Source organism: Parachlamydiales bacterium (genome assembly GCA_041671045.1).
Lineage (GTDB): Bacteria > Chlamydiota > Chlamydiia > Chlamydiales > JABDDJ01 > JABDDJ01.
In genome coordinates this window covers 69,996-94,380 of record JBAZCF010000001.1, presented here as the reverse complement: position 1 = coordinate 94,380, position 24,385 = coordinate 69,996, and the positions used below count along the sequence as shown (strand labels likewise).

The window sequence follows — 24,385 nt, the reverse complement described above, 5'->3', positions numbered from 1 at the left end:
AAATAAACACAGCTTAAAAAGTTGGCCTAAAACTTGCTATTTCATTGGTGATAATAACTTTCAAATTTGCTAAGGGATTTAGGAGACAAAGCCATGATGGACAACTTGCAAGTTCTAGAACAGCATTACAAGGAATATACTAAAAATCTAATGGAATGGATTCCGGATGGAATTATTCATGTGGACTTAGGACTCTTACAGAAATTGGATCTGCTCGATGATAATTCAACCGATGTGTCATTAGGCTTAACAAGATACTTTAATGTCATAGAAACATTCGAAAAAATAACTCTTATTAATGAGCAATTCGTCATTTGGATTGTTCCTGAAATGCAGAATAATCAACTTGTCACATACACTCTTATAGCACTTAACAATGACAAAGGACCTAAACTTGAATTGGCGTTTGCCACTTCAGGGGTTTATAATTCATCAAAACTTGTTTTGAGAGTTCTAGAAAAATTTCTTGTTGAAATTCAAGAAAATGAACAACTTATGCAAGATTACGGTTAAAAATTGATTTAAATTAGCTAAAATCTTACGACTATGGTTCTAACCCCTTACTTGGGAAGAACCATGAAAAAAATCTATTTTTTTGCTTGTGCCTTAGCATTTTTCGCTACATCTTTTATTTCCATAGAAGCCAAAAATTCGCTCCCAAGCACATTAATCAATGTACTTGAAGACCCTGGCCCTCCCGGCCCTCCTGGCCCAACAGGTCCTCCAGGTTCAGAAGGACTTACAGGTCCGCGCGGCCTTAGAGGAATTCCTGGTGTGTCAGGACCTACAGGTGGAACAGGCCCTCAGGGTGCTACTGGACCGCAAGGAACTCAAGGATTCTCCGGCATTCCGGGTCCTCAGGGTACACCTGGTGAAAGCAACATCCCGGGACCCCAGGGCCCACAAGGAGAACCTGGCCCTCAAGGGATCCAAGGTCAGCCTGGAACGGATGGATCGCAAGGTGCGCCAGGCCCACAAGGTCCTCAGGGTCAAACAACATTAGAAGCCTACACATCTTTCTATAAAACAACTAATGATTCTGTCAGTTCCTTCCAACCCATTATTTTTGATCAGTTAGGTGCTAGCAAGGGTGATATCATCTATAATATGGAAGATGGAAGTATCCACATTCCGGAAACAGGTGATTACGCCATCGCTTATACAGTCGTAGGGAATTCCACTAACGTAATTGCAGCAGGAATTTTGCTGAATGGACAAACTGTTGTAGTGAACAGTAGAGTCAAGTCTAATGTGGCTGAAAATAGTTATGTCACAATTACGAACAATATTATTAACAGCTTTACTGGGGGGGATGTTATCCAACTCATTAATCTGGGGGAAAATACTTTGGTATTTGATAATACCGGTGCTTTACTACCTACAATAAATGCATCCATCGCAATTGTTAAGCTGGATTAGTTGTCGCTGCCTTGTTGGTCCTCGACTTAGCGAGGAACATATAACATGGGAATATATATTGCGTAACATGCCCTCGACGAGTCGAGGGCTGGGAAAGCGGCGACAAGTTCGCCGCACTCCTCTACTAGGAGATGTTTCGTTTCGTGAAATAGAATTTATGTTTTGTTTTGCCACCAATTAAATTTTCTATTCAGATATTCAATACCTGCACATGACCCCACAAAAGAAAAAGCACCTGCAAAAATTAAAGCCGTGACTTTATATGCAGGGTACGCACCTGCGGCATATACCGTAAAACCTATACATATAGGCGCTCCAATAAACGCCATAATTAGAAGTTCTGAATCATCTTTACGGTCATATTGATGTGTCGCTATACAGTAGATAGCAATCGCACTGTGCTTAATACAATTATAAACTTTTGAATCTTCTGTTACTTTATTAAAGACGCGTTTGGCACCCTCTAGAGTGTAAGGACTAATTATAAATTCCAAAAATATAGACGCGACTATACAGCCAATCTTAAGGGCGGGAAAATAGTGATACACAGCAAAGGAAGCTGCATTAAGAACTATACCTCCGACTCTAACATTCAGTAGATTCTCATTTGTCTCTATTTTAGATCTTTTAAATATCTCGGTATACCTTTCGACCAAATTTTCAACGAACTCTTTTGTTGAATTTATTAGTGTATTGTTATAAGTAATAGATAGATTGACAGACATAATAACTCTTTTAATTAAAAGAGTAAATTTTAACATCAATCTATTTAAAAATCAACTTCTTTTCTAGAATAAGTAAATTGGAATTGTTTTCACGTTTATAAATTACATTATCCATAATTTGTTTAATGTAATTAATACCGTGTCCACCAAGAGTCTCTTTGTCCGTATGATTTTTTGAGTATTCAAGAGGATTAAAGGGAATACCATAATCTTGAATTTGAATTTTTAAAGTAGCCGGCTTATCTGAAGTAAATACACATTCCAGAAGTATTTCCCCTTTTTCATCAGGATAGGCGTAATAAATCACATTGACCAAGGCTTCTTCTAGAGCCAGCTCTATCTTGGAGATGTCTTCTTCCGAGACTGCATGTAAAGCAATACAGGTCCGTGCGTAATCCAGCATGGAATACAATGAATCTAAGTTTGCTTGAAAGGATTTCATCCTAAGGGAGAAACCTCACTATAAAATTATTCGCAGCATAAGTCTGATGCACAAAAGATCAAACGGTCTGCTATCCTACGTGCTAACTCTCTACTCAGCGGGAAAATGGAAGCATCACGGGCTGCATCATAATCAGTAAGCTGGCCTAACGAAAACACATTGACTGCATCGCGGTTAGGGTAATATTCATGGTCAAAGTCTACAGCTGCTTCTACCAGTAGAGGCCCCAGAAGAGGAGCATTGTCGCATGCACGATAGAGGGTCATTTCCACCTGAACTGCAATGCGCGTCTCTACAGGAATAATGTTATGCCTTAATTTTCCGCTTCGTTTTCGATCATAGCGGAATCCGACATTTTCATCATCGAGATCCAATATTCTAATTGCAAGAACTGTTTGCGGATTGTCAGGATAGTACTTAAATTGGGTACGTGAGGTGACTTCACGAATGATGGATGTTGTAAAAAGTCCATCTTTATCCCCTTCAATTAGAGGAATACTTAGAGTCATAGAGGGGCTGCTCCCGCCGGCGCCTGCTTTATATCCGCAAGAGACTGCCAAGCCAAAAAGCAAAACCAAAAGTATGCTTACGCCCCCTTTTTGCATCAGTCGAACTCAATATCAGAAGGAATACAATTAGAGTTATCTTCTATTTCAGCTGAAACTTTAGCCGTCGCAGCGGGTGGTAATAGCCATCCTAAGTAGGCTAACTTATCACGACTACGGGCAGCAATATTAGTATCAGGGAATTGCTCTGCGCAAGCATTATAATAGATAGCAGCGGCACGGTCCCAGCCGCTTCTTTCGTAATATCTACCTAGCTCATAAAAACCGGAGGCGTAGGTTTCTTTTACATCCATCACTAGGGCTTGAGCAACGGGGAGGTTCTCATCGCGTGGAAATACTTTGGCAAATTTAATATAGGTCAGCTGTGCAAAGGAAAGTAAATCGGGATTTTGGTATTCAGTTTGAGCCATCCAAAGATAGTTATTGATGATATTCACGTAGCATTCGGGCGCTAAGCTATGCTTTGGGAATCGTCGGAGAAAAACTTGATATGTATCTACCGATTCGCGGTAGTTTCCTAACCAAGCGAGCAGGGTAGCTTTAGAAAAGAGAGCCTGTGCTGCCATTTCGTGGTTAGGTAGGGCAAAAATAATCTCATCATAGACTTCTATGGCATAGGAGTAGCCTGGAACAAGCTTTGGGAGAGTGTTGTAGCAGAATAGGCGGCGTTTATGCCCATTAGCATAGATATCAGCAATGCAGAATTTATATTCTATGGCTTCAAAAAAGTGTGTGGAATCTGTTCGATGACGCAGATAGCAATTTAAGGCCTTATTTGCATCTTCATACTCACACAAGTGGAATTCACAGATACCGAGGAAAAAGGCGGCATTCGGGCCATATTCGCTGTTTGCATAATTGCAGGTGATAATTCTAAAGTGTTTTGCGGCATCTTTCCACTTTCCGCAGTTAAATTCTTCGCATGCAATCTTATAGTGTTCGTCGGAGTATAATGACGGATTTTCGGCTGTGTCGATCCACCGTCCGTCTTTCCATTTTACGCCTGCGTCCAAAGGCAGAATACAAGATGATATAATAATTATTAGTAATGTGAAATATCTCATGGGCAACCTCAAGCTGAAGCTTAAAACTTTAAAATACAACTGCCTTGATGTCAAGAGACAACAGGGTTTCAAAACGGTTTAGTACAAAGCTTCCGCTTCAGAAATCCTTCAGTCCTTAAACCGGGCGAGTTGAGCACTCGATTTATGGATTCAAACGCACTTCTAAAGAGGGTGTAATATTTAACATCTTTTTAAAGGTGTCGTATTCGTCAGAGCTTTGGGCTTTAACGTTTCCTTTTTGTTTTATCGCCCTTAGAAGAATATTTTTAGGGGTGTGTTCCATATCAATGAATTCTAAGACTTGGACAGCATATCCTTGCAGCTCTAATAGTTGAGCACGAGCTGCGTCTGTTACCAGGGCAGCAAATCGTTCTTTCAAGATACCGTGTTTTAAGAGAGGTTCTAATGCACTGTTCCGGATTTGATTGAATAGTTCATGCTGACAGCAGGGAACGGCCAAAATAACATCGGCATCCCATTGGACGGCTTTTTCTAGTGCAGCATCTGTGGCTGTATCGCATGCGTGCAGAGTGATCACAAGGTCGATTTTTCCTTGCGGCTGCTGCTCGTTTATATCGCCTACTGCAAAAGTGAGGTTATCCCATCCATAGTTTTGAGCTGTTTTGCTGCAAAAATCAATCACATCTTTTTTCAGATCTAAACCGAGCATATGAATAGACCGATGCATCTTTTCGGTTAGAAAATAATAGAGCGCAAAAGTCAAATACGCTTTACCGCAACCGAAGTCAATAATCTGCAATGTCTTGTCTTTGGGCAGGGCATGTAAACAATCTGAGACCAGCTCTAGATACCGGTTGATCTGTTTAAATTTATCGTATTTGGACGGAAGTATCTTTCCTGTAGTACTCATGATGCCCAGATCTATTAAGAAGGGTATCGGCGTACCTTCTTCTAAAACCCTATTTTTTTTCCGGTTATGGCTAATGACCGGTAGCTGTGTCGAGATATTCTTTTTTAATAGGGTCGGCTGTAACTGCTTGTTGATCAGGATTTGGTATTCCTGGGAGTCCGTGCTAAATAGAATTTGCTTATAGGAGGGTAATATATCTTTTACAATATAGCTAAAAAGCTGTTCAGAAGTTTGATTTACGTGAAAAACCTTTTCTTGATGATAGGTGCTAATTTGGTATTGAAGGTGTTTTTGGATTAAAACCTGACGCAGGGTAATTTTCTGAGCACAGTCTTTTTTGCGTGGTGAGCTGGCAGTAAACTTTAGTAAAGTATTCTTATATAATGCATCTTTCAATATTTCTAGCAGCTTATCCAAAATCTCATCCTACTTTCAATACAAAGGGCTGGCTAGACACTAACTGTAAGAAGCTATTGTCCACTTTTACACCCCATCTCTCGTCAATGCTGACGGTGGCGATAATGTCGCTGCCCGCAATGAATTCTAAGATGATCGGCTGTGTACCTGCATGCTCTTTAAATAGATTTTTAAGTGATAACACATGGCTGTTACGCATTTTATTAGCATCTAAAGCGATCACTAAAGGTTTGCTGGGGGTACTCATGGTTTCCTGCTGAGTTTTTTTGGGTTGTTCTGCCTGTTTCTCTGCGGGCTTTGATTTGAAAAACTGCATCTTATTTGTTTGATGTTTTAACTTGTCAAAACTTGCGTCGCACGCTGCGATCATTTGGTCATCAGCTGCTGTGAGGTCGTCCATCCAGCGGCAGGATAACTTAGGGTTGCCGTCGCGTGCGTCCACTTGTAAAATGGCATACATTAGCTGGTTTTCGCGCAGCAGTAAGTGCTTTTCTTGATACAGGTCAGGCCATACCGGGAGCTCATAGCTATCTATCCCATCGCCAACCATCAGGATAGCAAATTTACGTTGAGACTTGGAAGAAAAACGTACTTGTACGGACTCGATCAAGAAAGCGGAACGGAATATTGCATCAGCGGGGAGCTCTTCCACCTTAGAAAGCGGCACGCAAGATAATCTTTGCAGGATATGCTTATACGCATCCATAGGGTGCCCGTCCAAGAAAAAACCAAGAAGTTCTTTCTCACGTAATAGCTCTTCCATTTTCGTCGAAGACTTAGGCACTTTTGGAGGATTTGCAAACCGTGCAGAATCATCCTCACCCATTAATGTAAAGAGTGACATAACACCCATAGCGGCTTCCCGCTGACTTTTAGAGGCGCTGTCAAACATAGGCTCTATACTCAACCTGAGTTGATCCCTAGTCCAACCGATAAAATCGAAGCATCCGGCATTGACTAAGTTTTCAGCAGCTTTTTTACCAACTTTAGAGGGGTCTAAACGCTTAAAAAACTCGTAGAGGCTTGTAAAAGGGCCGTTTTTATTTCTTTCTAGAATGATGGCATCCACAACGCCCTCACCGATACCTTTGATACCGGACATGGCAAATCGGATACCTTGCGCTGTAGCTAAAAATATCTTACCTGCCTCATTAATATCCGGTGGAAGGATAGCGATATCCATCGATTGGCTTTCACGGATGAATTTAGCTACCTTGGTCAGGTCTGCGCTATCGCAGCTCATCAAACTTGCCATCCATTCTTTCGGATAGTTTGCTTTGAGATAGGCTGTGACATAGGAAAGGTAGCCATAGGCAGCAGCATGGGATTTATTGAACCCGTAGGATGCGAATTTTTCCATCTTGTCGAAGATCTTCATCGACTGGACTTCGTCGATATTATTCTCTAAAGCCCCTTTGCGAAATTTTTCCCTTTCCTGTCCCATTTGTGCGGCATCTTTTTTACCCATTGCACGTCGCAAAACATCGCCTTCGCCCAGAGAATAGTTGGCAAGTTTGCTAGCGATAGCCATGACCTGTTCTTGGTAGACCATGATGCCGTATGTTTCAGAGAGGATATCTTTCATCCAGGGATGGTCATATTCGATGGCTTCATTTCCATGCTTACGGGCAATGAAAGAAGGGATCATATCCATGGGACCCGGCCGATAAAGGGCGCCGACCGCGATAATTTCTTCGAATTTATCCAAGTGAAGCTGACGAGCTAGGTCTTGCATGCCGCCGGATTCTAGCTGGAACACACCTAAGGTCTTTCCTTGGTTAAGCATCTCGAACGTTGGCTGGTCGTCTAAAGGGAGGTTGACCCAATCGATAGTGCGCCCAGTACTCTGGTGTATAGCGTCGACGCAGATTTTTATGGCTGTCAAGGTTTTAAGGCCAAGGAAGTCGACCTTCAACATCCCTACCATTTCTACCGGCTTCATAGAGAATTGCGATACAGGCATCTCATCGCTATCTTTCGAAAGGAAAATGGGGATATGTTCGATGAGCGGCTCGCCGGAGATCAATATTCCCGCGGCATGGATGCCGGTATTACGAATGGAGCCTTCCAGCTTTTGTGCTAGATCAATCACTTGATTAGCTTCAGGATCTGTCTGAATAAGGTTGCGAAGTTCCACCTCTTTTTCTAAGGCTTTCTCCAAAGTAATATTGAGATCTTCCGGTATAAGTTTGGCAATGGCATTGACTTTGGCCAGCGGTACATTAAGTACCCTTCCCACGTCTTTAATGCTGGATTTAGCTTTCATCGTACCAAAGGTAACAATCTGAGCAACATTGTTTTTACCATATTTGCTCAGAGTATACTGGATGACCTCTCCTCTTTTATCCATGCAGATGTCAACGTCAATATCCGGATAGGAAATCCGCTCAGGGTTGATAAAGCGCTCGAAGAATAAATGAAAGCGCAGAGGTTCTATATCGGTGACTCCAATGAGATAGAGGACGATGGAGCCTGCGCCCGATCCCCTTCCCGGACCTACCGGAATGTCATTGACTTTAGCCCAGTTAATGAAGTCCCAAACGATGAGCAGATAGTCGCACATGCCTTTAGGAATGATTGTGCTTAATTCATACTCTAATCGGTCTTTTACGATCTGCACAGGGTCTTGGCCGGGATAAACCTCAGCAACTTTTGCAAGCCGCTCAGGGGTATACCGTTTCGGAATCCCTTCTTCACAGAGTTTCTTTAAGTATTCTTCAACAGCTTTAGTTTGCGTCTCTTTGTTATATTCCGTCCCTTCTAATGTTGGGGGAATATACACAGGATAATGTTTAGTCTTAAAGTCGAGCTCTACCTTACATTTCTCTGCTACCAAAAGGGTGTTGCTGATGGCTTCCGGCAAATCGTGAAATAAGTCAGCCATCTGTTGCGGGCTTTTAAAATAGCATTCATGCGAGGCGTATGTGCGCCTTTTAGGATTTGGAATTAGATTCTTCGGATTGCCTAAGGAATCCATTTCCCAAATTTGACAAGGCTCCCCCGACTGTACGTTTAGCAATATTTCATGCGCACGCCAGTCTTCCCGCTTCATATAGTGGCTGTCATTTGTAGCTACAAGGGGGATTTTATATTGATGGGAAAGGGTGGCCAGTTTGGCATTCACCTTAGTCTGCTTAGTAATGAAGTCTTGGTACTGTTGGTATAACCAGGATTCTTGAAGCATTCCGTCGCTCTGCAGATCCGCTTCGCTCATGCTATGACGTTGCAGTTCCAGATAGTAGTCTTCCCCAAAGAGATCTTTATACCAGAGGATCTGTTCAGCTAAAGAATCATCGTCTCCGCTTAGGATTTCTTGGGCAATCTTCCCGCTTAGACAAGCAGAGAGGCAGATAAGGCCCTCTTTATATTTTACAAGGGTTTCCACATCAATGCGTGGTACGTAATAAAAACCTTCAAGATAAGCAATGGACGAAAGCTTGCAAAGATTATGATATCCCGTATCATCTTTAGCTAATAGAACAAGGTGATTATTTGTCCGCTTACCACTCTCACGTGTCTTTTCGTGGCGAGAGCCTTGTGCGACATAAACTTCGCAGCCAATAATAGGCTTAACGCCTGCACCTTTGCAGGCTTTATAAAATTCTACGGTGGCAAACATATTGCCATGGTCTGTCAATGCCACAGCCGGCATCCCGTACTCACCGGCCTGCTTAGCTATAGCTTCAACAGGCGCAGCGGCATCTAGGATAGAATATTGCGAATGAACGTGAAGAGGGACCCACATAATTTACTTTTCATCTACATAATGGTAGCGCGTTACATTCCATAAGGGGAGCAAAATGAGGGTAGCTAGAACACTGCAACCTATCAAGGCTATAAAAAAACCATCCCATCCATGCTCTTGAGCAACCTTACCTAAGGGATAACCAGCGACTGCGGCGCCTAGATAAGCAATGAACCCAATGAATCCGGTCGAAGTTGCTGCTGCCTTTTTATGAGTGAGTTCCGCTGCTGCAACACCGATCAACATTTGCGGCCCGAAGGTAGCAAACCCTAAAAAGAATACCCCTAAAGAATCCATCCACGGATAACCGGGGGGGATCCACCAGAAGAAGATAGTGGAAGCAATCATTGCCATAGCAAAAATGGCGTTAACAGGGCCTCTTTTGGCATGGAAGTATTTATCCGACGCCCAGCCGGCACAAATACTGCCTGCTACGCCGCCCACTTCAAACAATGAGGCTACACCATTACCACCTAGCATCCGATACTGCTTAGTTTCAATAAGATATAAAGCTGTCCAGTCATTGACTGCTGTACGAACGACATAGACGAAGAAGTAGGCAATACCTAAAATCCAGATGTAAGGATTTTTCAAAACATAATCTACGAGCAGCTGCCTAGCTGTCAGTTCTTGTTCTTCTTCAAGTTGGTGCCTCTTGTCAAGGTAGTCATTTCGGTATTTTTCAATAGGAGGCAATCCTAAGGATTGGGGAGTATCCCTAAGGCGGTTGAGAAGAAAAAAACTTCCCAAGATACAGATAACACCGGGAATATACATTGCCGCGCGCCAACCGTACCACTCTAATGCAGCACCTACTACCCAAGGAATAATAAAGGCACCCACATTATGGGAGACGTTCCAACTTGACCACCAAGCGCCGCGTTCCGAATGGGAATACCAGTGCATGAGTAAGCGCGCACAGGGAGGCCAACCAAATCCTTGGAACCAGCCGTTGATCCCCCAAAAAATAAGAAATGCGGTAAAGGAAGAGGACATTCCGAATAAGATATTGATCACACCTGTAACGAAAAGACCGGCAGCCATAAAATAGCGCGGATTGGAGCGGTCGGACATAATTCCGCTGGCAAATTTACTGACGCCATAGGTGATATAGAATATACTACCAAGCAATCCGAGATGAGCTTTGTCAAGATGTAACTCTTGGCTTATACCCGGCATTGCGAAAGTAAAACTTTTTCTCGTAAAGTAATAAAGGGCATATCCGATAAACATCGAATAGAAAATACGAACTCGCCAATACTTATAGAGAGAATCAACTTTTTTAGGATCCTCAATCTCTTTAATATGTGGTGCTGGCTGGAATAAACTGAGTAAGCCTGACACTCATTGCTCCTTTTATTAAACTAAAATCCTAGTATTTCCCCTGAAAGGGATAAATCATATCACAAGAACAATTAATTTATTATGACGGGGCTTCCTTTCGCCTACTTTTTTTGGAATGTCTAGTTTTTAACGTGCAGCTCGATTTTCCTCAAGGTAAATCTAAGGAAAAGGGCAAATACTTCCTATGGAATGTGTAAGCGGCAACTGAAACGTTCATTTCTCCTGTTCATCTGAATACCTATGACAAGCCTATTTTTTGTATTTTTCGCCCTTAATTAAAAGTATGTTGACGTAAGTATTTTCCTGTGTTAGAAAATTGTCCTAGTCATTAATATATGAAATTCCTCTTCGATCCCTGGGAAAAGTCATGTTCAAAATCACAATTTACAGCCATGGCCAAAGCAAAGAGCATTCCTTTGCCCATAAATCCCGTGTCGTTTTAGGAAAAGCAGGCTCAGAGGGCATTGATTTACCCTTAGAGGGTGAACAACTTGCATCACACCATCTAACGATTGAAGCTGCAAACAACGTCTACGTCCTCTATAATACTTCCAATGATCCTTTTGCTACTCTTAATGGCGAACCCTTTGGAAAACGCAAGCTGCGTGACAATGATATTATTCACGCGGGTCAATCTACTCTGCGCTTTCAACTCGTTTCCGAATCACCTGAAGGCAAGGACCTTCCAATAAACGAACAGCCGCTTGAAAATATTCTGGACAGTGCTATTCAATCGAAAAATTCTAATGACTTTTCCGTTCCTTTCCACAGCAGCACTATGGCCGACCTGGAGAGAGAGCTTGAGGACTTAGAAGAACTCCCTTACGAAAATGATTATAAGAATGGACATCTGCAATATTCTCAAAATGAAATTGAATTGGATGAAATCGAATCCTTAGTACGGGAAGTAGAAGCAATGGAGTGGGAGGAAGTGCAGGCCTTGACGCTGCGCGAACATCCTACAAACTCGACTCCAAAAGCACCTTCCCCTTACACTCACTTAAATACCGGTAACGCGGATGAAATTGAGCCGCCTTTAAAAGGTGTCGAGCCGTCTAAAGTAAAAGCTAATGAGAATCTAGCTTCTTCACAAAATGACGCTAAGAAAAAGCCATTTACAAAGCCGAATGAAACCTCCAAACTTCCCGCAAACAACGCAAAAAGCACCTTTTTTCCATATATCCATTGGAAATGGTGGATTGTCCTTTCCTTATTGACATTGTTACTGCTCTTCTTACTCGGTGGAAGTTTCTATTACCACATGCAAGATAAACGACGTTTAGAAGAGACAAAAGCAGCTCAAGGTGTAGCCGATATTGCTATGGCGCTAATGTACGCCCGTGTAAACCAAATTATCCCTCCCAATCAAAATTGGTCTAATCCCGCATATCTAAAGAAAAATTTGGGTGCAGTCCTATCCTCTAAATACCAGATTTTAGCTACCATTGATGCACATGGCCAATTCAGCAATAGCCCTTACTTACTAAGGATTTACCCTAACAAGGATCTCTCCCAGTTTATTGTTATTGCACAACCTGCTCCTAGTCCACTCCAATCTATTTTTCCTCGTACTACAATTATTGTGGACTCAAAAGAAATGGAACTGCGCAAGCTCAAAGATCTGCGGGAACTGAATAGAGTCCTTGCGACAGCAAAACCTTTTGAGAATTTTGATACCAATTCCAGTTCTGCAATCATTAAAAGCGGCGAACTCATTCCTCTTAACTCCCTGACACTTAGCAACAGTAAGCTTGGCTTTTCACCCCCCCGCTCCCTGGCTGTTCTTAGACCGGGTTCAGATAACCGTATCTATAATGCTCCTCGTTACTATCTCTTCGGAGAACGTATCCTGAACAAGATTGTAGCGCTGGAAAATGAAGGGTATGAGATTTCCACCGCTTCTGTTGCTGTACAAGACCTCCACGAATTGGAGAGCCTACCCAACTTAGTCCTCTACTCTACTCAAGGGATGACTAAAGCACTCCACGCTCAACGTGCTCTTGCCACACTTTCTCCTGATAGTAAACTGCTTGTAGGCTATTTAAAACTCAATCCTGAGGGGAAAGTCCTAAGCAGCCAACTTCTCATGAAACATGCCCTGACACCTGGCTGGCAAAAAAATCGTACTGATACGGAGATTGCCTTAAAGGAAACGAAAGATACCCCTTTCTTGAATGATACCGAAATTCTCGAACAAAATAAATTTCAGCTATCACTGCAATCTATTCAAATAGCCCGTAAAGAAAAACTTACTCTGATCCTGAATCAAATCAAAGCGTTACTTGACAACCAAGTTACCTCTCCATCCATCGAATTCGTACAAAACTATCAACTGCTGAATGACGAGCTCATCTCTGTAATCGCTACTCTTAATGAAGAAAATGCTCTGCAGCTGCGCTATTTGATGAGGCAATATAGCGATGAGCCTTTAGATGAGCTACTCAAGAAAGTACAAGCTGCCGGTTTAAGCCAATTACTGACCTCCTCACCTTCCCCTAACACAGATAACAGCGACCAATTAAAGGAAGCGTTTGAAAGCAAGCTCAGTGATATTAAACAGGCAAGAAACCTGGAAAGCCTAGAAGCTGCCGTACAAACCGCTATCCAATGGATTGCTTCAGACACTTTGCAAGACCCGCAACTTCTATCCGGTTTCCAAAAACAGACTAGCGAAACTGTCATTCAAAAATTGGGAGATTTTTTATTATCCCCACAGGATAATCTCCCTCAAACTGAACTTGTTGCAAACAAAAGATTGCTTTTAGAAACAGTTCTCAGCCACGCATGGATTAAAGATGATGAAATCAAACATTATTTTCTTAACGAGTTTGATATTCTCTCCTCCCAAGAAGAATAAATGACCTCTAAGGGTGTAGATCATCGTCCATAGAAACTTCAAAGCTTAATTTTAGGAACATATTTTTTATGACTTTTAATGCACCTCCAGGGGTTTTTGATATTATCCCTGACTCCCCCAACGATTTATGGCGCTCTTCGTTTCTCTGGACTCATGTTGAAAACATTGCACGCCACTGCGCTGAACTTTTCGGCTTCTCAGAGTTACGTACTCCACTTTTTGAAAGACAAGAGCTCTTTCAACGAGGTGTAGGAGACGCTACTGATATTGTTTCAAAAGAAATGTATACATTTGTGGATAGGGGCAACAGAGCAATGGCATTAAGGCCCGAAGGCACTGCCCCTGCCATCCGAGCCTATATAGAAAACCGTTTGGACCAACAACCTGGACAGCAAAAGCTATTTTACCTCGCTCCTATGTTCCGTTATGAAAGGGCGCAAGCAGGACGCTACCGCCAACACCATCAATTCGGTGTGGAAGCCTTCGGTTCAGATGCCCCTGCACAAGATGTCGAAGTTATCGACCTGCTGTTCAACTTCTATGAAAATTTAGGCATTAAAAACCTAACCCTTAACATTAACACCCTAGGTGATAATGAAGGACGTCTGGTATTTAGAGAAAAACTTGTCTCCTACCTTGAAAAGTACTCTGCAGACTTATCCAACGATAGTCAGAATCGACTCAAAATCAACCCTCTTCGTATCCTCGACTCTAAAGACCCTAAAGATCAGGAAATTCTGCAGAATGCTCCCAGCCTCTTTTCATGCCTCTCCGATGCTTCAAAATCGAATTTTGAACAGGTTTGCAACCTATTGAAAGGGATAAATATCGACTACACCATAAGCCCTAAGCTTGTTCGAGGACTGGACTATTACAACGGCGTCGTTTTCGAGGTTACCTCCAATGTTCTCGGTTCTCAGAACAGCATCGGCGGCGGCGGAAGGTATGACGGGCTCGTAAAAAAACTAGGCGGACCCAACACTCCCTCTTGCGGCTTTGGGACTGGCTTAGAAAGGATTATTCAAACTCTAATTGCACAGGATTCAACACCTCCTCGCCTACCCGGCCCCCGCTTATACCTCATCGCTTTAGGTGAGACGGCTTACAATTTCTGTTTCAAGCTTATGCATGAGCTTAGAGCGCAGAATATCCCTGTCCAAATGGATCTTAGCAACCGTAAACTTGCGAAATCCATGCAATTTGCAAATTCTGTAAGGGCAGAATTTACAGCGGTTGTGGGAGACAACGAATTAGCTGAAAACATACTCCAACTTAAAAACATGTCCACAGGTGAATCAAAAAGAGTTTCTTTAGAGAAGATCCCTGAAATTCTAAAATTCGCTTGAACTTTATTAGAAGCTTTCCTAAGTTTAATCTTCCATTTATAGGAGGTAAACCGTGTTTACTTTAAAACCACTGCACCTGATAGCCCTTGCCGGAGCAACGATGCTCACTGCTTGGGGAAGCTTAAACGGTGCACCATTGCAAGCACCTGCGGCAAATAACCAAGTTGAAGCCAACCAAAAAGGACAACTTCCTGCCGGGTTTACGCAAAGCGAAATCAATAAATTGTCAGAAGCTTTTGGACATTTTATCGGCCGCAATTTAAACAATCCCGGTGTTCACTTTGATCTAGAAAGTATTATTCGTGGTATCCGCGCAGGCTATGCCGGTCAACCAGCACCGATGAGCGACCAAGAGTATGAAAAGCTAATGACAAAGCTGCAAGAATCGGCTTTTCAACAACTTTCTCAGGAAAACCTTAAAGCAGCCGACGCGTACTTAGATAAAAATAAAAGCGTGGATGGCATGATTCAGGTTGAACCAGGGAAATTACAATATCTTGTCTTAAAACAAGGCAGCGGCACAGAAGTTAAAGGCGATGGCGTCCCTCAGATCAATTATGTCGGCAAATACATCGACGGTACAGTATTTGGCAGCTCCGAAGAAGTGGGCGGTCCTATCACTATTCCTCTTTCACAGACAATTAAAGGCTTTAGCAAAGGTCTAGCTGGAATGAAAGAAGGTGAAAAACGCCGTTTATTTGTACACCCTGATCTAGGGTATGGAACATCCGGCCAACTGCCTCCGAATGCCTTGCTTATTTTTGATATTGAAGTTGTCAAAGCAGACACTCCCAATTATAAAGGCAATTCAACTTCTTCCTTAAGCGGAAAAACTAAATTAGGCGAAGACGATGAAGACGATGATGATGATCAATCAGACGATGATGATGATAGCGATGATGATCGTCTCTTCTAGACAATAATTTCATTTGGAAAGCGGTTTACTACCGCTTTCCATCCTCGACATTTAACTTCTACTGCGCTAGTATTTCAGCATCGTGAAAATTATCCTCTTTAATCCCCAGATCCCACATAACACGGGTGCTATCGTTCGTCTTTGCGCCGTCACCGGCTGCTCCTTGCTTCTTGTGCCGCCTCTAGGCTTCAGCCTCGCCAACCGTCATTTAAAGCGTGCTGGACTAGATTATTGGGAAGGTGTCCAGGTCGATGTAATGGAAAATTTAGAGGAACTACTAGAAGAGAAGAAAGATAATTTCTTTTTCTTCTCCAGCAAAGCGCAAAAACTTTATTCAGAAGTCTCTTATACACAAGATAGCTGGCTCATCTTCGGTTCTGAAACTACAGGGTTGCCCCCACATTTTAGAGAAAAGTGGCCGGAAAGTTTTGTGACTTTACCCATGGTCAACGGCACCCGCTGCTTGAATCTAGCAAATAGCGCCAGCATTGGTGTTTATGAAGCGTGGAGACAGATAGGTTTTAGTTATTAATCCTTCATATTACCAAGATCAAACCCAGTAATATGAAGATTGAGAGACTACTGATGTTGGTTGATAGCTTCCATCAGCTGCGTTTTCATGGTAATGCCGACAAAACGCTTCACTTCTTTGCCATCTTTAAAAACAATCAATGTAGGAATGGAGTGTACGCCAAACTTAACGCTTACATTTTGAGCTTTATCTACATCCACTTTCGCTATCATTGCCTTGTTATTTACTTCATTAGCTAACTCATCAATGATAGGTGCAATAGCTCTACAAGGTCCGCACCAGTCAGCATAAAAATCCACCAGGACTACGCCTTGGGATATTGCTGTTTCAAAAGATTGGTCATCAAGGTATTTAATATTCGGATTAGACATTTTTCCTCCTTTTCATCTGTTTATCTATTCTATTTTCTCATAGGAGTGAATTAATACCAACCTCTTGTCACATCTATTTGGCATGTAACTTGCACCTCTTTGAGTGAAATTCACTCTTAACAGGTTGTCCTATGTCATTTAAGGTGGTCAGCAACGCAAGGATGCAGCAACTACCGGAAGAAGAAATTATGCTGCGCTTAAAGAATATTATTCATACGCACTCCAATAATATTTGGATACGCGACGATTTATCTCTATTTGATGAAAATAAACTCTCTCCTTTGCTTAGAGCTACCTGGATGATAGCGAAGCATTTTGAGGGCCTTAAATATCGCTTTTTTCATATTAATGCTCAGCAGTCGGCGCAATCATTCCGCTCCATAGAAAGAGAGATTGCCAAGGGTATAGCTCATCAAGTGGAGATCGAAAAGCTCTTTCGGCAAGCCATTACTATTTACAATCTCATCATGCCAAATGATCCTTATGTCTTTCTACCTCTCCCTATCCATAAGGCAATTTTGGAAAAGAACCTCCCTAAGGTCATGCATCTGGTCATCCAAAACAAAGATTTCCTTAATCAAATCAACAGTCTTGGAGAAACCCCCTTGCATGTCTCCATAAAAACCAAGTTTGATGCGGCAACGAATTTTCTTCTTTCTGAGCATCCTAATCCTTCGGAAAAGGATGAAATCTCCGGAAACACTCCCCTTCATCTTGCAGTCGAAATGGATGATATCGAATTAGTGCGCATCATCTTAAGAAAACATATTTCGCCAAAAATTCTAAATACGGGTGGACAGACACCATTGGACATTGCCCGCAATCTAAGAAACAGACCCCTCATTAAATTGCTCGAAGAGTATGAGGCCTATTACTTTAATCATTATTTCGAAGCACTCGTCGCTGGCGAATAATCCCTTCTTTAGCTATACTTTTCTACTACTATGACTCAGCAAAAAATTTATTACGTTTTAGCTTATTATGCTTTTATTACTATCGAGGATCCTCATAGTGAAGTTAAGCTACATAAACTGTTTTTAAGCACCCGCGACGCTTCCTGTAGGATTTACATCTCGGAAGAAGGTATCAATGGGCAGCTCTGCCTAGAAAAATCCGATGCAGAAGCTTATATGGATTGGATGAAGGAAAGGACACTCTTCCGTGACGTTGTCTTTAAAATTCATACCTATCACGAACATGTTTACCCAAGAGTAACTATCAAATACCGCAAACAGCTTGTTGCCCTGGATAAAACTGTCGACTTAAAAAACGCAGGCCAACATATCTCCCCTTTGGAATGGCGCCAGAAAATGGAAGGCGAACAGAAACCCTTCTTGTTGGATGTGCGCAATCACTACGAGTGGTTGGTTGGTCATTTTGAAGGCGCTGTGTCCCCTGAATGCGATAATTTCCGTGAGTTCGATGAATACGCTGATAAACTCGTCAACGAAATAGACCCCAAAACCACTCCTGTGATGATGTGCTGCACCGGCGGAATCCGCTGCGAGCTCTATTCTGCCTTATTGAAGGAAAAAGGATTCGAAGAGGTTTATCAGCTTGATGGTGGAATCATCAATTATGGCTTGAGGGAAGGAAGCTCCCATTGGTTAGGCAAACTGTTCGTTTTCGATGATAGATTGACCGTACCGATCAGCGATGAGCCGGCCCCTACTATTGCGGTATGCAAACACTGTCAAGTTACAGCTGAAAACTACTACAACTGCGCCAATATGGATTGCAATGAGCTCTTCATTTGCTGTCCCGATTGCTTACATCAATTTGAAGGATGCTGTGATAGCGCTTGCAAGAACGCCCCAAGAATACGTCCTTATCATCAAGAAGATGCGCATAAACCCTTCAGAAGGTGGCACCATTACTTTGAAGATAAGCCCCAAGCAGAAGTAGGGCAAACATGTCAGGACCAAGCCTAGCCTATATATTAATTGATATCCCCTGTCCCGACGACACACAAAGCTATCTTCAATTCGGTCTGACAGATGATCTTGGTAAGGTACGCCCACTAACACCGGCGGAACTTACCCAGATCAATAAATTTGCAGTCATGACAGCAGACAAATTGGTTTTGGAATGGCTGCGGAAGAACGCCCCTGATTGCCTGCTTAAAGGGCATTTTCTCCCTTTAGATAGCGCCCTGCTGCGCCTGATTGCGGCAACAGCGAAATTCTTCTTTCGCGGCAAACGCCTTCTTTGCGACTTTTTCTCAAAAAACAGCTTTATCTATTCCGTCTCCAAAGAGAGTGAAGCACGTTGGCAATTGACTGCTAAAATACGCGAAAAGGATAAACTCTTCCCTTTGTCAGAATGTGAAGCCCTAAGAAATGGAAACCCTACCTGTTATATCCGTCACGGACAGTTGAAATTTATCGAAAATACAACTCCTTGGCGTCATATCAAAGCCCTTTACACCTCCAAATCCATTATCATCGATGACAACTGGAAAGAATACCTTACCACCCTCAAAGATGAGCCTTGTTTAGAACTGATAGATACCACTTTCTTTTCTATGCACGACCCTATCCCCTTCCTCGTCCTCACCGACAGAACGGGTGCCTTTGCATCACTCAAAATGGACTACGGCCCAGGTAAAATCATTTCCTATGTACGAGGACAGCATTTCCCGCAAAACCAACCCTTTCGCGTACCCCGTGCTGAAAAACATTGGGAAACCGACTTATTGGAAACAGACTTCTTTTGGAAACCTACCGGCACATCCCAGTATTATTGTCCTTTGGACAAGGTTAACAAAAGCCTGACCTTCCTTTTAGAGATGGGATGGAAAATTGTGGATGCCCACGGAAATCTTCTCAAATTATGCCAGAATAGTTCCCTTGCCCTAGATGAAAGCCCCACGCATATTTCGTTGCAAGGCTCCTTGAATTATGGAACTTATAAAGCCAACTTAAAAGACGCTTTGGGAAGCTTCAACCGCCGTGATCGTTTTATCCCTTTAGGGACGGGAGAAATAGGCTTACTTCCGGACTCTCTTCAAAATCTAGATCCTTCTACCTTATTAACAGAAGGAGAATGGGTAGCAGATGAGTTGCAATTCAGCAAAAATAAAGCCGGATTATTAGCGCCCCTTTTTGAACAAACAGAGAACTTCCAAGCTTCGGATAAGTTAAAAGCCTTCTGCCAAGGGAAAATGGAACAAAACTGCTTAGAGCCCGTTTCTGTCAGCACGAATTTCATTGGAGCATTACGCCCCTACCAACAGATAGGTGTGGATTGGCTTATGTTCCTTTACAACACAGACCTGCATGGTCTTCTGGCTGATGATATGGGACTGGGTAAAACAGTACAGGTCATCGCCTTTTTAGCCAGTTTGCCACAGCAAACATATCCTAGCCTTATCGTTGTCCCCACATCATTGCTGGCAAATTGGCAGAAAGAACTGGCACGCTTCTATCCCAAAGCTACCGTTTATCTGCATCATGGAGCCCAGCGCACCTCTGAGGAATGGGACAAAGACATCATCATTACCACCTACGCCACGTTACGTTTAGATGGAAGTCAATTCCTAAAACAGAGATTCCACTGCTTGCTGCTGGATGAATCCCATCTGATAAAAAATGCTTATACGCAAACAGCTCAAGCTGCCTATAGTATTAAGGCTGATTTTCGTTTGTCCATCACAGGCACGCCCATAGAAAACAATTTGAATGAATTGTGGTCTCAATTCCATTTCCTTATGCCCGGATTACTCCAAAGCCAAGAAAAATTCCGTTCTGAAATTGAGTCCGGTACTGTAGATCCCCGTTTTCTGGCTCGTATCCGCCGTCAAATCAAGCCTTTTGTTTTACGCAGGACCAAAAAAGAAGTCGCACCTGAGTTGCCGGAAAAAATTGAGCAGACGGTTTGGATTGAAATGTCCCCTGAACAAAGGCAGCTCTATGACACCTTCCTCTCCGGGGCACGGCAAAACATTCTCTCTAAAGTTCAACTAGAAGGAACTTCTAAACATAGATTAGAAATTTTAGAGATCCTTTTAAGACTACGCCAAATTTGCTGCGATCCACGCCTTGTAGCAGCACAACATGAAGAAGCAGCGTCTATTCCAAGTGCCAAACTTGAAGCAATTATAGAAGATTTAACCACGCTTGCAAATGAAAATGCGAAAGTCCTTGTTTACAGTCAATTTACCAAACTTTTGCAGTTAGTGGGGAAAGAACTTAAGAATCAAGGAATGGATTACTTCTACCTTGATGGGCAAACAAACAATAGAGCAGACATCGTAGAGAAATTTCAAACGTGCGCTTCCCCCTCCTTTTTCCTGATCAGCTTGAAAGCAGGTGGCGTAGGGTTAAATCTGACGGCTGCTGACTATGTGCTTCTATTAGACCCTTGGTGGAACGAAGCTGCTGAACAGCAGGCGATCGATAGGGCACATCGCATTGGGCGGCAGGAACCTGTGATAGCTAAACGCTATGTTGTCTTGGATACAATCGAAGAGAAAATCATGAAGCTTAAGGCAGAAAAGCAGCGTTTAGCTGGCGACCTCTTTGAAGCATCGCCTGCAGATATGCAAATTTCCTTCACAGATTTAGAGCTATTATTGAGCATTTAAGTCTATCGTTTCCTCGATACTAACAGTCGGATTAGAGTGGGTGACAGTAATATTCTGGATTTTGTTCGAAGAAATTTCCTTAAGATTTTCACAAGAATCTACCTTCATTACAAAATCATTATGAGAGGTTTGGGCATTTACATAGCTTAAAGAAGGGCAATTAAAAATAAGCATTTGAGTAAGTTTATCGCCGGAAATTTTAACGTATGTCAGGTTTTTATATCCCATTAGGTTCAAATCAAAAGGTAGCGTGGAGCAAGTATCAATTTCAATTCTTTCAATCTTGGAAGGAAACTTTGTCAAAGTTCCTCCGGAGTTGAATTTCAAAGATCTGAGGTTAGGCAGATTTTCAGGAACAAAAGCTTCAATATCCACACAATCATCAAAAGATATTTTTGTACATCTCTCCAACACAGATTGAGAAGGGAGAAACGCACATCCTTTTAATTCTAAATCTCTTAAGTTATTAAACTTATCTAAAGGTGCGGTGGAGACATCTAAAGTCACTTCTAATGGACAAACTAAGCTTAAAGCACTTACATGCTTTACATGTGATAATATTTCATTTAAACGAGCATTAAATTCCGGTTGGTCAGAAAGCTCTATTTGTACACCCACAAAATGTTTACCATTTTCCTTAAAAAATTCTTCTGCCGCCTCGGCAGATCCAAAGAAATCTAAGCGAGGAGCTATAAAATGAATTTTACCCGAGAATTTCGCTGTAAAAGACTCCACCCTTATTAAGAATTCAGCTAGTGTTTGAGTATTGCTGTTAGTTTTTCCCAAAACCACCTGATTAAATGCCTGCGAATTAGCCAGCACTTTAGATTCTGTATTGCTATATTTAACTATGTTATAATTCAGATTAAATTTACAGTCTGGAGCGATTTGAAGCACTTGTTCGAAATATGCTCCCTGTGCATGACCACTATCGATATTAACATCGATCTCACTTACTCGATTATTAAGAGCCTTGAAAGTGCTTTTCCCTTCTACAGGTATAGAAGTGGTGTGTGTATAAAGCATTTTGAAATCAATATGAAAGCTGCCTTTGCGGTAATGTTTTTCAAGTGTTTTCAATTCTTTAGCTGATAGGTAAGAAAAGCTCCTTAAATCTAAGACTTTTTCATTATGTCCATAATATTTAACAAATTGAAGCAGATCTTGAAAATTTGTATTCGGCACCTTGACACATAAAGAGAGATTAAGAAGTGTATAGCGCATGAATTTATTTGTATTGGATAAGTCTTTCTTCTCTTTCAAAGACAAATAGCAAAAGATGTTTGCTAAAATTTCCGCGGGAAGAGTTTCCAAATTCAAGCAGCTTCCTCTAATTGCCGCCAAACGACTATCAATGACCGGAGTGAAGAATACATTCTTTGATCTAAGATAAACCTCTAATGTTGAAAATTGAGTCATCAAATTAGGAGTAAAGAAATTTAAATTATTTTCCAATAAGGATATAATGTACTTTGGATTTACATCCACCTTAGTATCAATTGATAACATTGAGCTCAACCTAGTCATTTCTGAATTAAATGTGACACTCATAGGCCTCCAAAGTTTTTATACTCTAAATATCTCAAATTATTATTTTTGTACTATAAAGATTCTGCAAATAAAAATTAATTAAATAGTTACTAGCACTTTTCAAATCTAAAATATGTTTATACATACATTAGACTTCTTTCAAAAATTTAAGGGGAAATAAAAAAGCCCCAACATCGTGGCCGCGACATTGGGGCTAAGCTTATTATCTATTATTATTTCTTATATTAGGTCTACATATTATCTACTTATTTAATTATTCTTCGTATTCATCAAAATTTTGAGTATTATGTTCTTGTTTTAGCATTTCCCTTGCCGTTGCTTTGACAGTCTTTATCCCTTCAGAAAATCCCACTTTTTGCATGAGTGTATTTAAACTCGCTATTTCTGTAAGAAGGTAGTCATTTTCACTCTCCAACCGAGCTATCTCATCTTCGAGTTTGACTTTTGCCATTGCAACCTCCATGCGCTATATGCGCCATTAAACAATTAAATTATTAACGTCGTGTAAAGATTATTTCAATTTTGTGTAAAATTTTAAGATGGCTTCTAGTAGTCTCCACGATCGTCTTTTACATTCTCTAAATATCCTTTCTCTAAAATCTCTGTCGCGGTCGCCTTAACAGTATGTATTCCGTATGAGAATCCGACCAAGCGCATCAGTGCGTCTAGCTCTACTATCTCTGTAGTCAAATGGTCATTTATAGACTCTAAGCGCGCCAACTTAGCTCTTAGCTCTGATTTACTCTCTGCTTTATTCATCTGACCCTCCTTCCTTGCTGAAGTTGTCTATGTAAGTGCAATTCCCATGCCATCAACTCCATTAGCAAGAGAAGCCCATAGTATCCCCTCCAATCATTAACAAATCATTAAGATGAGATCAGGAAATAATTTAGATTTCCTAGTGTAATTTTTGGATCTTAAAACCGCTTTCCTGAATATTTCTAAACTAGGATTTGAAATTTCCCCTGGGCAGAAACTATGGTAAATATTACCCTTCAGCGGTAAGCTTTTATTTCAACTAGGGAACATTCTACCTTGGAAAAATTCTTTGCTGCCTACATTTGGAAAAACGGTCTACCACAGGGGCTAAATCTAGCCACTTCCGAATCATTGACATATAAAATTGTCAGCGATCCTTATCATAAACATATTTCCATCGAAGAGTACCTTCATGGCAACTTTCATCGCCTTATCTACGACACTAAACTTTTAGATTTTCGTACCCTACGCACCGAAATTCCACCTATTTGGAACAAAAGCGAAGAAAATGGGCGGTATATAATACGAGACCAAAACAACCGCACCCTATGGATAGAGCTCTATACTTATGAGCAGAATTTCTGCACTCAATGCCAGGTTCTCTCGCCTCACGGCATCCTTCTCTCCACCCATAAAATCTTTTATACTTCCTTAAACCACCCCTTCAATGGGATCACACTCTTTGATCCCCTCAACATCCCTGTTATGTACAAAAAATACTCCCTTTCTTCAGACGGTGAATTTGAGGCCATGCTGGAGCAATCTTGGCAACCTAGCCAAGATGGACTTTCTACGGGAAAAGCTATCTAGAGGAAATGTGCTATGACAGTTTTAAAGGATCGTTTCGTCCAGGTTAAGGGTCCTTAACCTGAACG

At 41.7% G+C, this 24,385-nt stretch carries 21 protein-coding genes; 10 read left to right on the top strand and 11 right to left on the bottom strand.

Going from position 1 to position 24,385, the window contains the following annotated elements; all coding sequences use genetic code 11:
- Positions 1–93 precede the first annotated feature (93 nt).
- Together WC222_00420 and WC222_00415 are read left to right on the top strand one after the other, a co-directional pair.
- Positions 94–513: a hypothetical protein gene (locus WC222_00420; protein MFA6914835.1), complete on the top strand. Its 420-nt coding sequence runs from the start codon at positions 94–96 to the stop codon at positions 511–513.
- A gap of 63 nt (positions 514–576) precedes the next feature.
- The gene (locus tag WC222_00415) at positions 577–1,419 is read left to right on the top strand and encodes a collagen-like protein (GenBank protein ID MFA6914834.1); all 843 of its coding nucleotides are present in this window, start codon (positions 577–579) and stop codon (positions 1,417–1,419) included.
- A 155-nt stretch (positions 1,420–1,574) separates the two neighbouring features.
- On the opposite strand, the gene WC222_00410 is transcribed toward WC222_00415, so the two are convergent.
- From WC222_00410 to WC222_00380, 7 genes are all read right to left on the bottom strand, one after another.
- A complete protein-coding gene (locus WC222_00410) occupies positions 1,575–2,144 on the bottom strand; it encodes a hypothetical protein (GenBank protein ID MFA6914833.1) in 570 nt (189 codons plus the stop codon).
- Positions 2,145–2,184: 40 nt separating this feature from the next.
- Positions 2,185–2,586, bottom strand: coding sequence for an ATP-binding protein (locus WC222_00405; GenBank protein ID MFA6914832.1), 402 nt, complete (start codon positions 2,584–2,586; stop codon positions 2,185–2,187).
- Positions 2,587–2,612: 26 nt separating this feature from the next.
- On the bottom strand, positions 2,613–3,191 hold the full coding sequence (locus WC222_00400) for a hypothetical protein (GenBank protein MFA6914831.1): 579 nt from the start codon (positions 3,189–3,191) through the stop codon (positions 2,613–2,615).
- Entirely contained in the window at positions 3,191–4,216 is a 1,026-nt protein-coding gene (locus tag WC222_00395; GenBank protein MFA6914830.1) for a tetratricopeptide repeat protein, read from the bottom strand. The genes WC222_00400 and WC222_00395 overlap by 1 nt, the downstream gene beginning before the upstream one ends.
- A gap of 142 nt (positions 4,217–4,358) precedes the next feature.
- Positions 4,359–5,504, bottom strand: coding sequence for an SAM-dependent methyltransferase (locus tag WC222_00390; protein ID MFA6914829.1), 1,146 nt, complete (start codon positions 5,502–5,504; stop codon positions 4,359–4,361).
- A 4-nt stretch (positions 5,505–5,508) separates the two neighbouring features.
- Positions 5,509–9,249, bottom strand: coding sequence for a DNA polymerase III subunit alpha (gene dnaE, locus WC222_00385; protein MFA6914828.1), 3,741 nt, complete (start codon positions 9,247–9,249; stop codon positions 5,509–5,511).
- A 3-nt stretch (positions 9,250–9,252) separates the two neighbouring features.
- Complete coding sequence (locus tag WC222_00380; protein ID MFA6914827.1) at positions 9,253–10,593, bottom strand: MFS transporter; 1,341 nt, start codon at positions 10,591–10,593, stop codon at positions 9,253–9,255.
- Between the two features lie 367 nt (positions 10,594–10,960).
- On the opposite strand from WC222_00380, the gene WC222_00375 reads away from it, so the two are divergent.
- The 4 genes from WC222_00375 to WC222_00360 all read left to right on the top strand — a co-directional run bounded on the left by WC222_00375 (position 10,961) and on the right by WC222_00360 (position 16,244).
- On the top strand, positions 10,961–13,450 hold the full coding sequence (locus WC222_00375) for an FHA domain-containing protein (protein ID MFA6914826.1): 2,490 nt from the start codon (positions 10,961–10,963) through the stop codon (positions 13,448–13,450).
- A gap of 68 nt (positions 13,451–13,518) precedes the next feature.
- Complete coding sequence (gene hisS, locus WC222_00370) at positions 13,519–14,796, top strand: histidine--tRNA ligase (GenBank protein ID MFA6914825.1); 1,278 nt, start codon at positions 13,519–13,521, stop codon at positions 14,794–14,796.
- A gap of 52 nt (positions 14,797–14,848) precedes the next feature.
- Positions 14,849–15,712 (top strand): FKBP-type peptidyl-prolyl cis-trans isomerase, encoded by an 864-nt coding sequence (locus tag WC222_00365; protein MFA6914824.1) that lies wholly within the window; start codon positions 14,849–14,851, stop codon positions 15,710–15,712.
- An 82-nt stretch (positions 15,713–15,794) separates the two neighbouring features.
- Positions 15,795–16,244 (top strand): tRNA (cytidine(34)-2'-O)-methyltransferase, encoded by a 450-nt coding sequence (locus WC222_00360; GenBank protein ID MFA6914823.1) that lies wholly within the window; start codon positions 15,795–15,797, stop codon positions 16,242–16,244.
- A 47-nt stretch (positions 16,245–16,291) separates the two neighbouring features.
- Here WC222_00360 and trxA read toward each other — a convergent pair whose 3' ends face one another.
- Positions 16,292–16,615 carry a thioredoxin gene (trxA, locus tag WC222_00355; protein MFA6914822.1) on the bottom strand — a complete coding sequence of 108 codons (324 nt, stop codon included), beginning with the start codon at positions 16,613–16,615 and terminating at the stop codon, positions 16,292–16,294.
- Between the two features lie 131 nt (positions 16,616–16,746).
- Here trxA and WC222_00350 point away from each other — a divergent pair, with 131 nt between their 5' ends.
- The 3 genes from WC222_00350 to WC222_00340 are packed head-to-tail and all read left to right on the top strand — an operon-like array spanning position 16,747 to position 21,200.
- Positions 16,747–17,529, top strand: coding sequence for an ankyrin repeat domain-containing protein (locus WC222_00350; protein ID MFA6914821.1), 783 nt, complete (start codon positions 16,747–16,749; stop codon positions 17,527–17,529).
- 30 nt (positions 17,530–17,559) lie between these two features.
- Entirely contained in the window at positions 17,560–18,546 is a 987-nt protein-coding gene (locus tag WC222_00345) for a rhodanese-related sulfurtransferase (GenBank protein ID MFA6914820.1), read from the top strand.
- Positions 18,528–21,200: a DEAD/DEAH box helicase gene (locus tag WC222_00340; GenBank protein MFA6914819.1), complete on the top strand. Its 2,673-nt coding sequence runs from the start codon at positions 18,528–18,530 to the stop codon at positions 21,198–21,200. The genes WC222_00345 and WC222_00340 overlap by 19 nt, the downstream gene beginning before the upstream one ends.
- Here WC222_00340 and WC222_00335 read toward each other — a convergent pair.
- The 3 genes from WC222_00335 to WC222_00325 all read right to left on the bottom strand — a co-directional run bounded on the left by WC222_00335 (position 21,186) and on the right by WC222_00325 (position 23,510).
- Positions 21,186–22,709 (bottom strand): hypothetical protein, encoded by a 1,524-nt coding sequence (locus WC222_00335; GenBank protein ID MFA6914818.1) that lies wholly within the window; start codon positions 22,707–22,709, stop codon positions 21,186–21,188. The genes WC222_00340 and WC222_00335 overlap by 15 nt on opposite strands.
- A gap of 295 nt (positions 22,710–23,004) precedes the next feature.
- On the bottom strand, positions 23,005–23,202 hold the full coding sequence (locus WC222_00330) for a hypothetical protein (GenBank protein MFA6914817.1): 198 nt from the start codon (positions 23,200–23,202) through the stop codon (positions 23,005–23,007).
- A gap of 95 nt (positions 23,203–23,297) precedes the next feature.
- The gene (locus tag WC222_00325) at positions 23,298–23,510 is read right to left on the bottom strand and encodes a hypothetical protein (GenBank protein MFA6914816.1); all 213 of its coding nucleotides are present in this window, start codon (positions 23,508–23,510) and stop codon (positions 23,298–23,300) included.
- Positions 23,511–23,786: 276 nt separating this feature from the next.
- Between WC222_00325 and WC222_00320 the strand changes: the two genes are divergently transcribed.
- The gene (locus WC222_00320) at positions 23,787–24,320 is read left to right on the top strand and encodes a hypothetical protein (protein MFA6914815.1); all 534 of its coding nucleotides are present in this window, start codon (positions 23,787–23,789) and stop codon (positions 24,318–24,320) included.
- The last annotated feature ends 65 nt before the right edge of the window (positions 24,321–24,385 follow it).

Bases quoted from the DNA above. Each gene is read 5' to 3' on its own strand.
- WC222_00420 (MFA6914835.1), top strand. From the start codon at position 94: ATGATGGACAACTTGCAAGTTCTAGAACAGCATTACAAGGAATATACT.
- WC222_00415 (MFA6914834.1), top strand. From the start codon at position 577: ATGAAAAAAATCTATTTTTTTGCTTGTGCCTTAGCATTTTTCGCTACA.
- WC222_00410 (MFA6914833.1), bottom strand. From the start codon at position 2,144: ATGTCTGTCAATCTATCTATTACTTATAACAATACACTAATAAATTCA.
- WC222_00405 (MFA6914832.1), bottom strand. From the start codon at position 2,586: ATGAAATCCTTTCAAGCAAACTTAGATTCATTGTATTCCATGCTGGAT.
- WC222_00400 (MFA6914831.1), bottom strand. From the start codon at position 3,191: ATGCAAAAAGGGGGCGTAAGCATACTTTTGGTTTTGCTTTTTGGCTTG.
- WC222_00395 (MFA6914830.1), bottom strand. From the start codon at position 4,216: ATGAGATATTTCACATTACTAATAATTATTATATCATCTTGTATTCTG.
- dnaE (MFA6914828.1), bottom strand. From the start codon at position 9,249: ATGTGGGTCCCTCTTCACGTTCATTCGCAATATTCTATCCTAGATGCC.
- WC222_00375 (MFA6914826.1), top strand. From the start codon at position 10,961: ATGTTCAAAATCACAATTTACAGCCATGGCCAAAGCAAAGAGCATTCC.
- hisS (MFA6914825.1), top strand. From the start codon at position 13,519: ATGACTTTTAATGCACCTCCAGGGGTTTTTGATATTATCCCTGACTCC.
- trxA (MFA6914822.1), bottom strand. From the start codon at position 16,615: ATGTCTAATCCGAATATTAAATACCTTGATGACCAATCTTTTGAAACA.
- WC222_00350 (MFA6914821.1), top strand. From the start codon at position 16,747: ATGTCATTTAAGGTGGTCAGCAACGCAAGGATGCAGCAACTACCGGAA.
- WC222_00345 (MFA6914820.1), top strand. From the start codon at position 17,560: ATGACTCAGCAAAAAATTTATTACGTTTTAGCTTATTATGCTTTTATT.
- WC222_00340 (MFA6914819.1), top strand. From the start codon at position 18,528: ATGTCAGGACCAAGCCTAGCCTATATATTAATTGATATCCCCTGTCCC.
- WC222_00335 (MFA6914818.1), bottom strand. From the start codon at position 22,709: ATGTTATCAATTGATACTAAGGTGGATGTAAATCCAAAGTACATTATA.
- WC222_00330 (MFA6914817.1), bottom strand. From the start codon at position 23,202: ATGGCAAAAGTCAAACTCGAAGATGAGATAGCTCGGTTGGAGAGTGAA.
- WC222_00325 (MFA6914816.1), bottom strand. From the start codon at position 23,510: ATGAATAAAGCAGAGAGTAAATCAGAGCTAAGAGCTAAGTTGGCGCGC.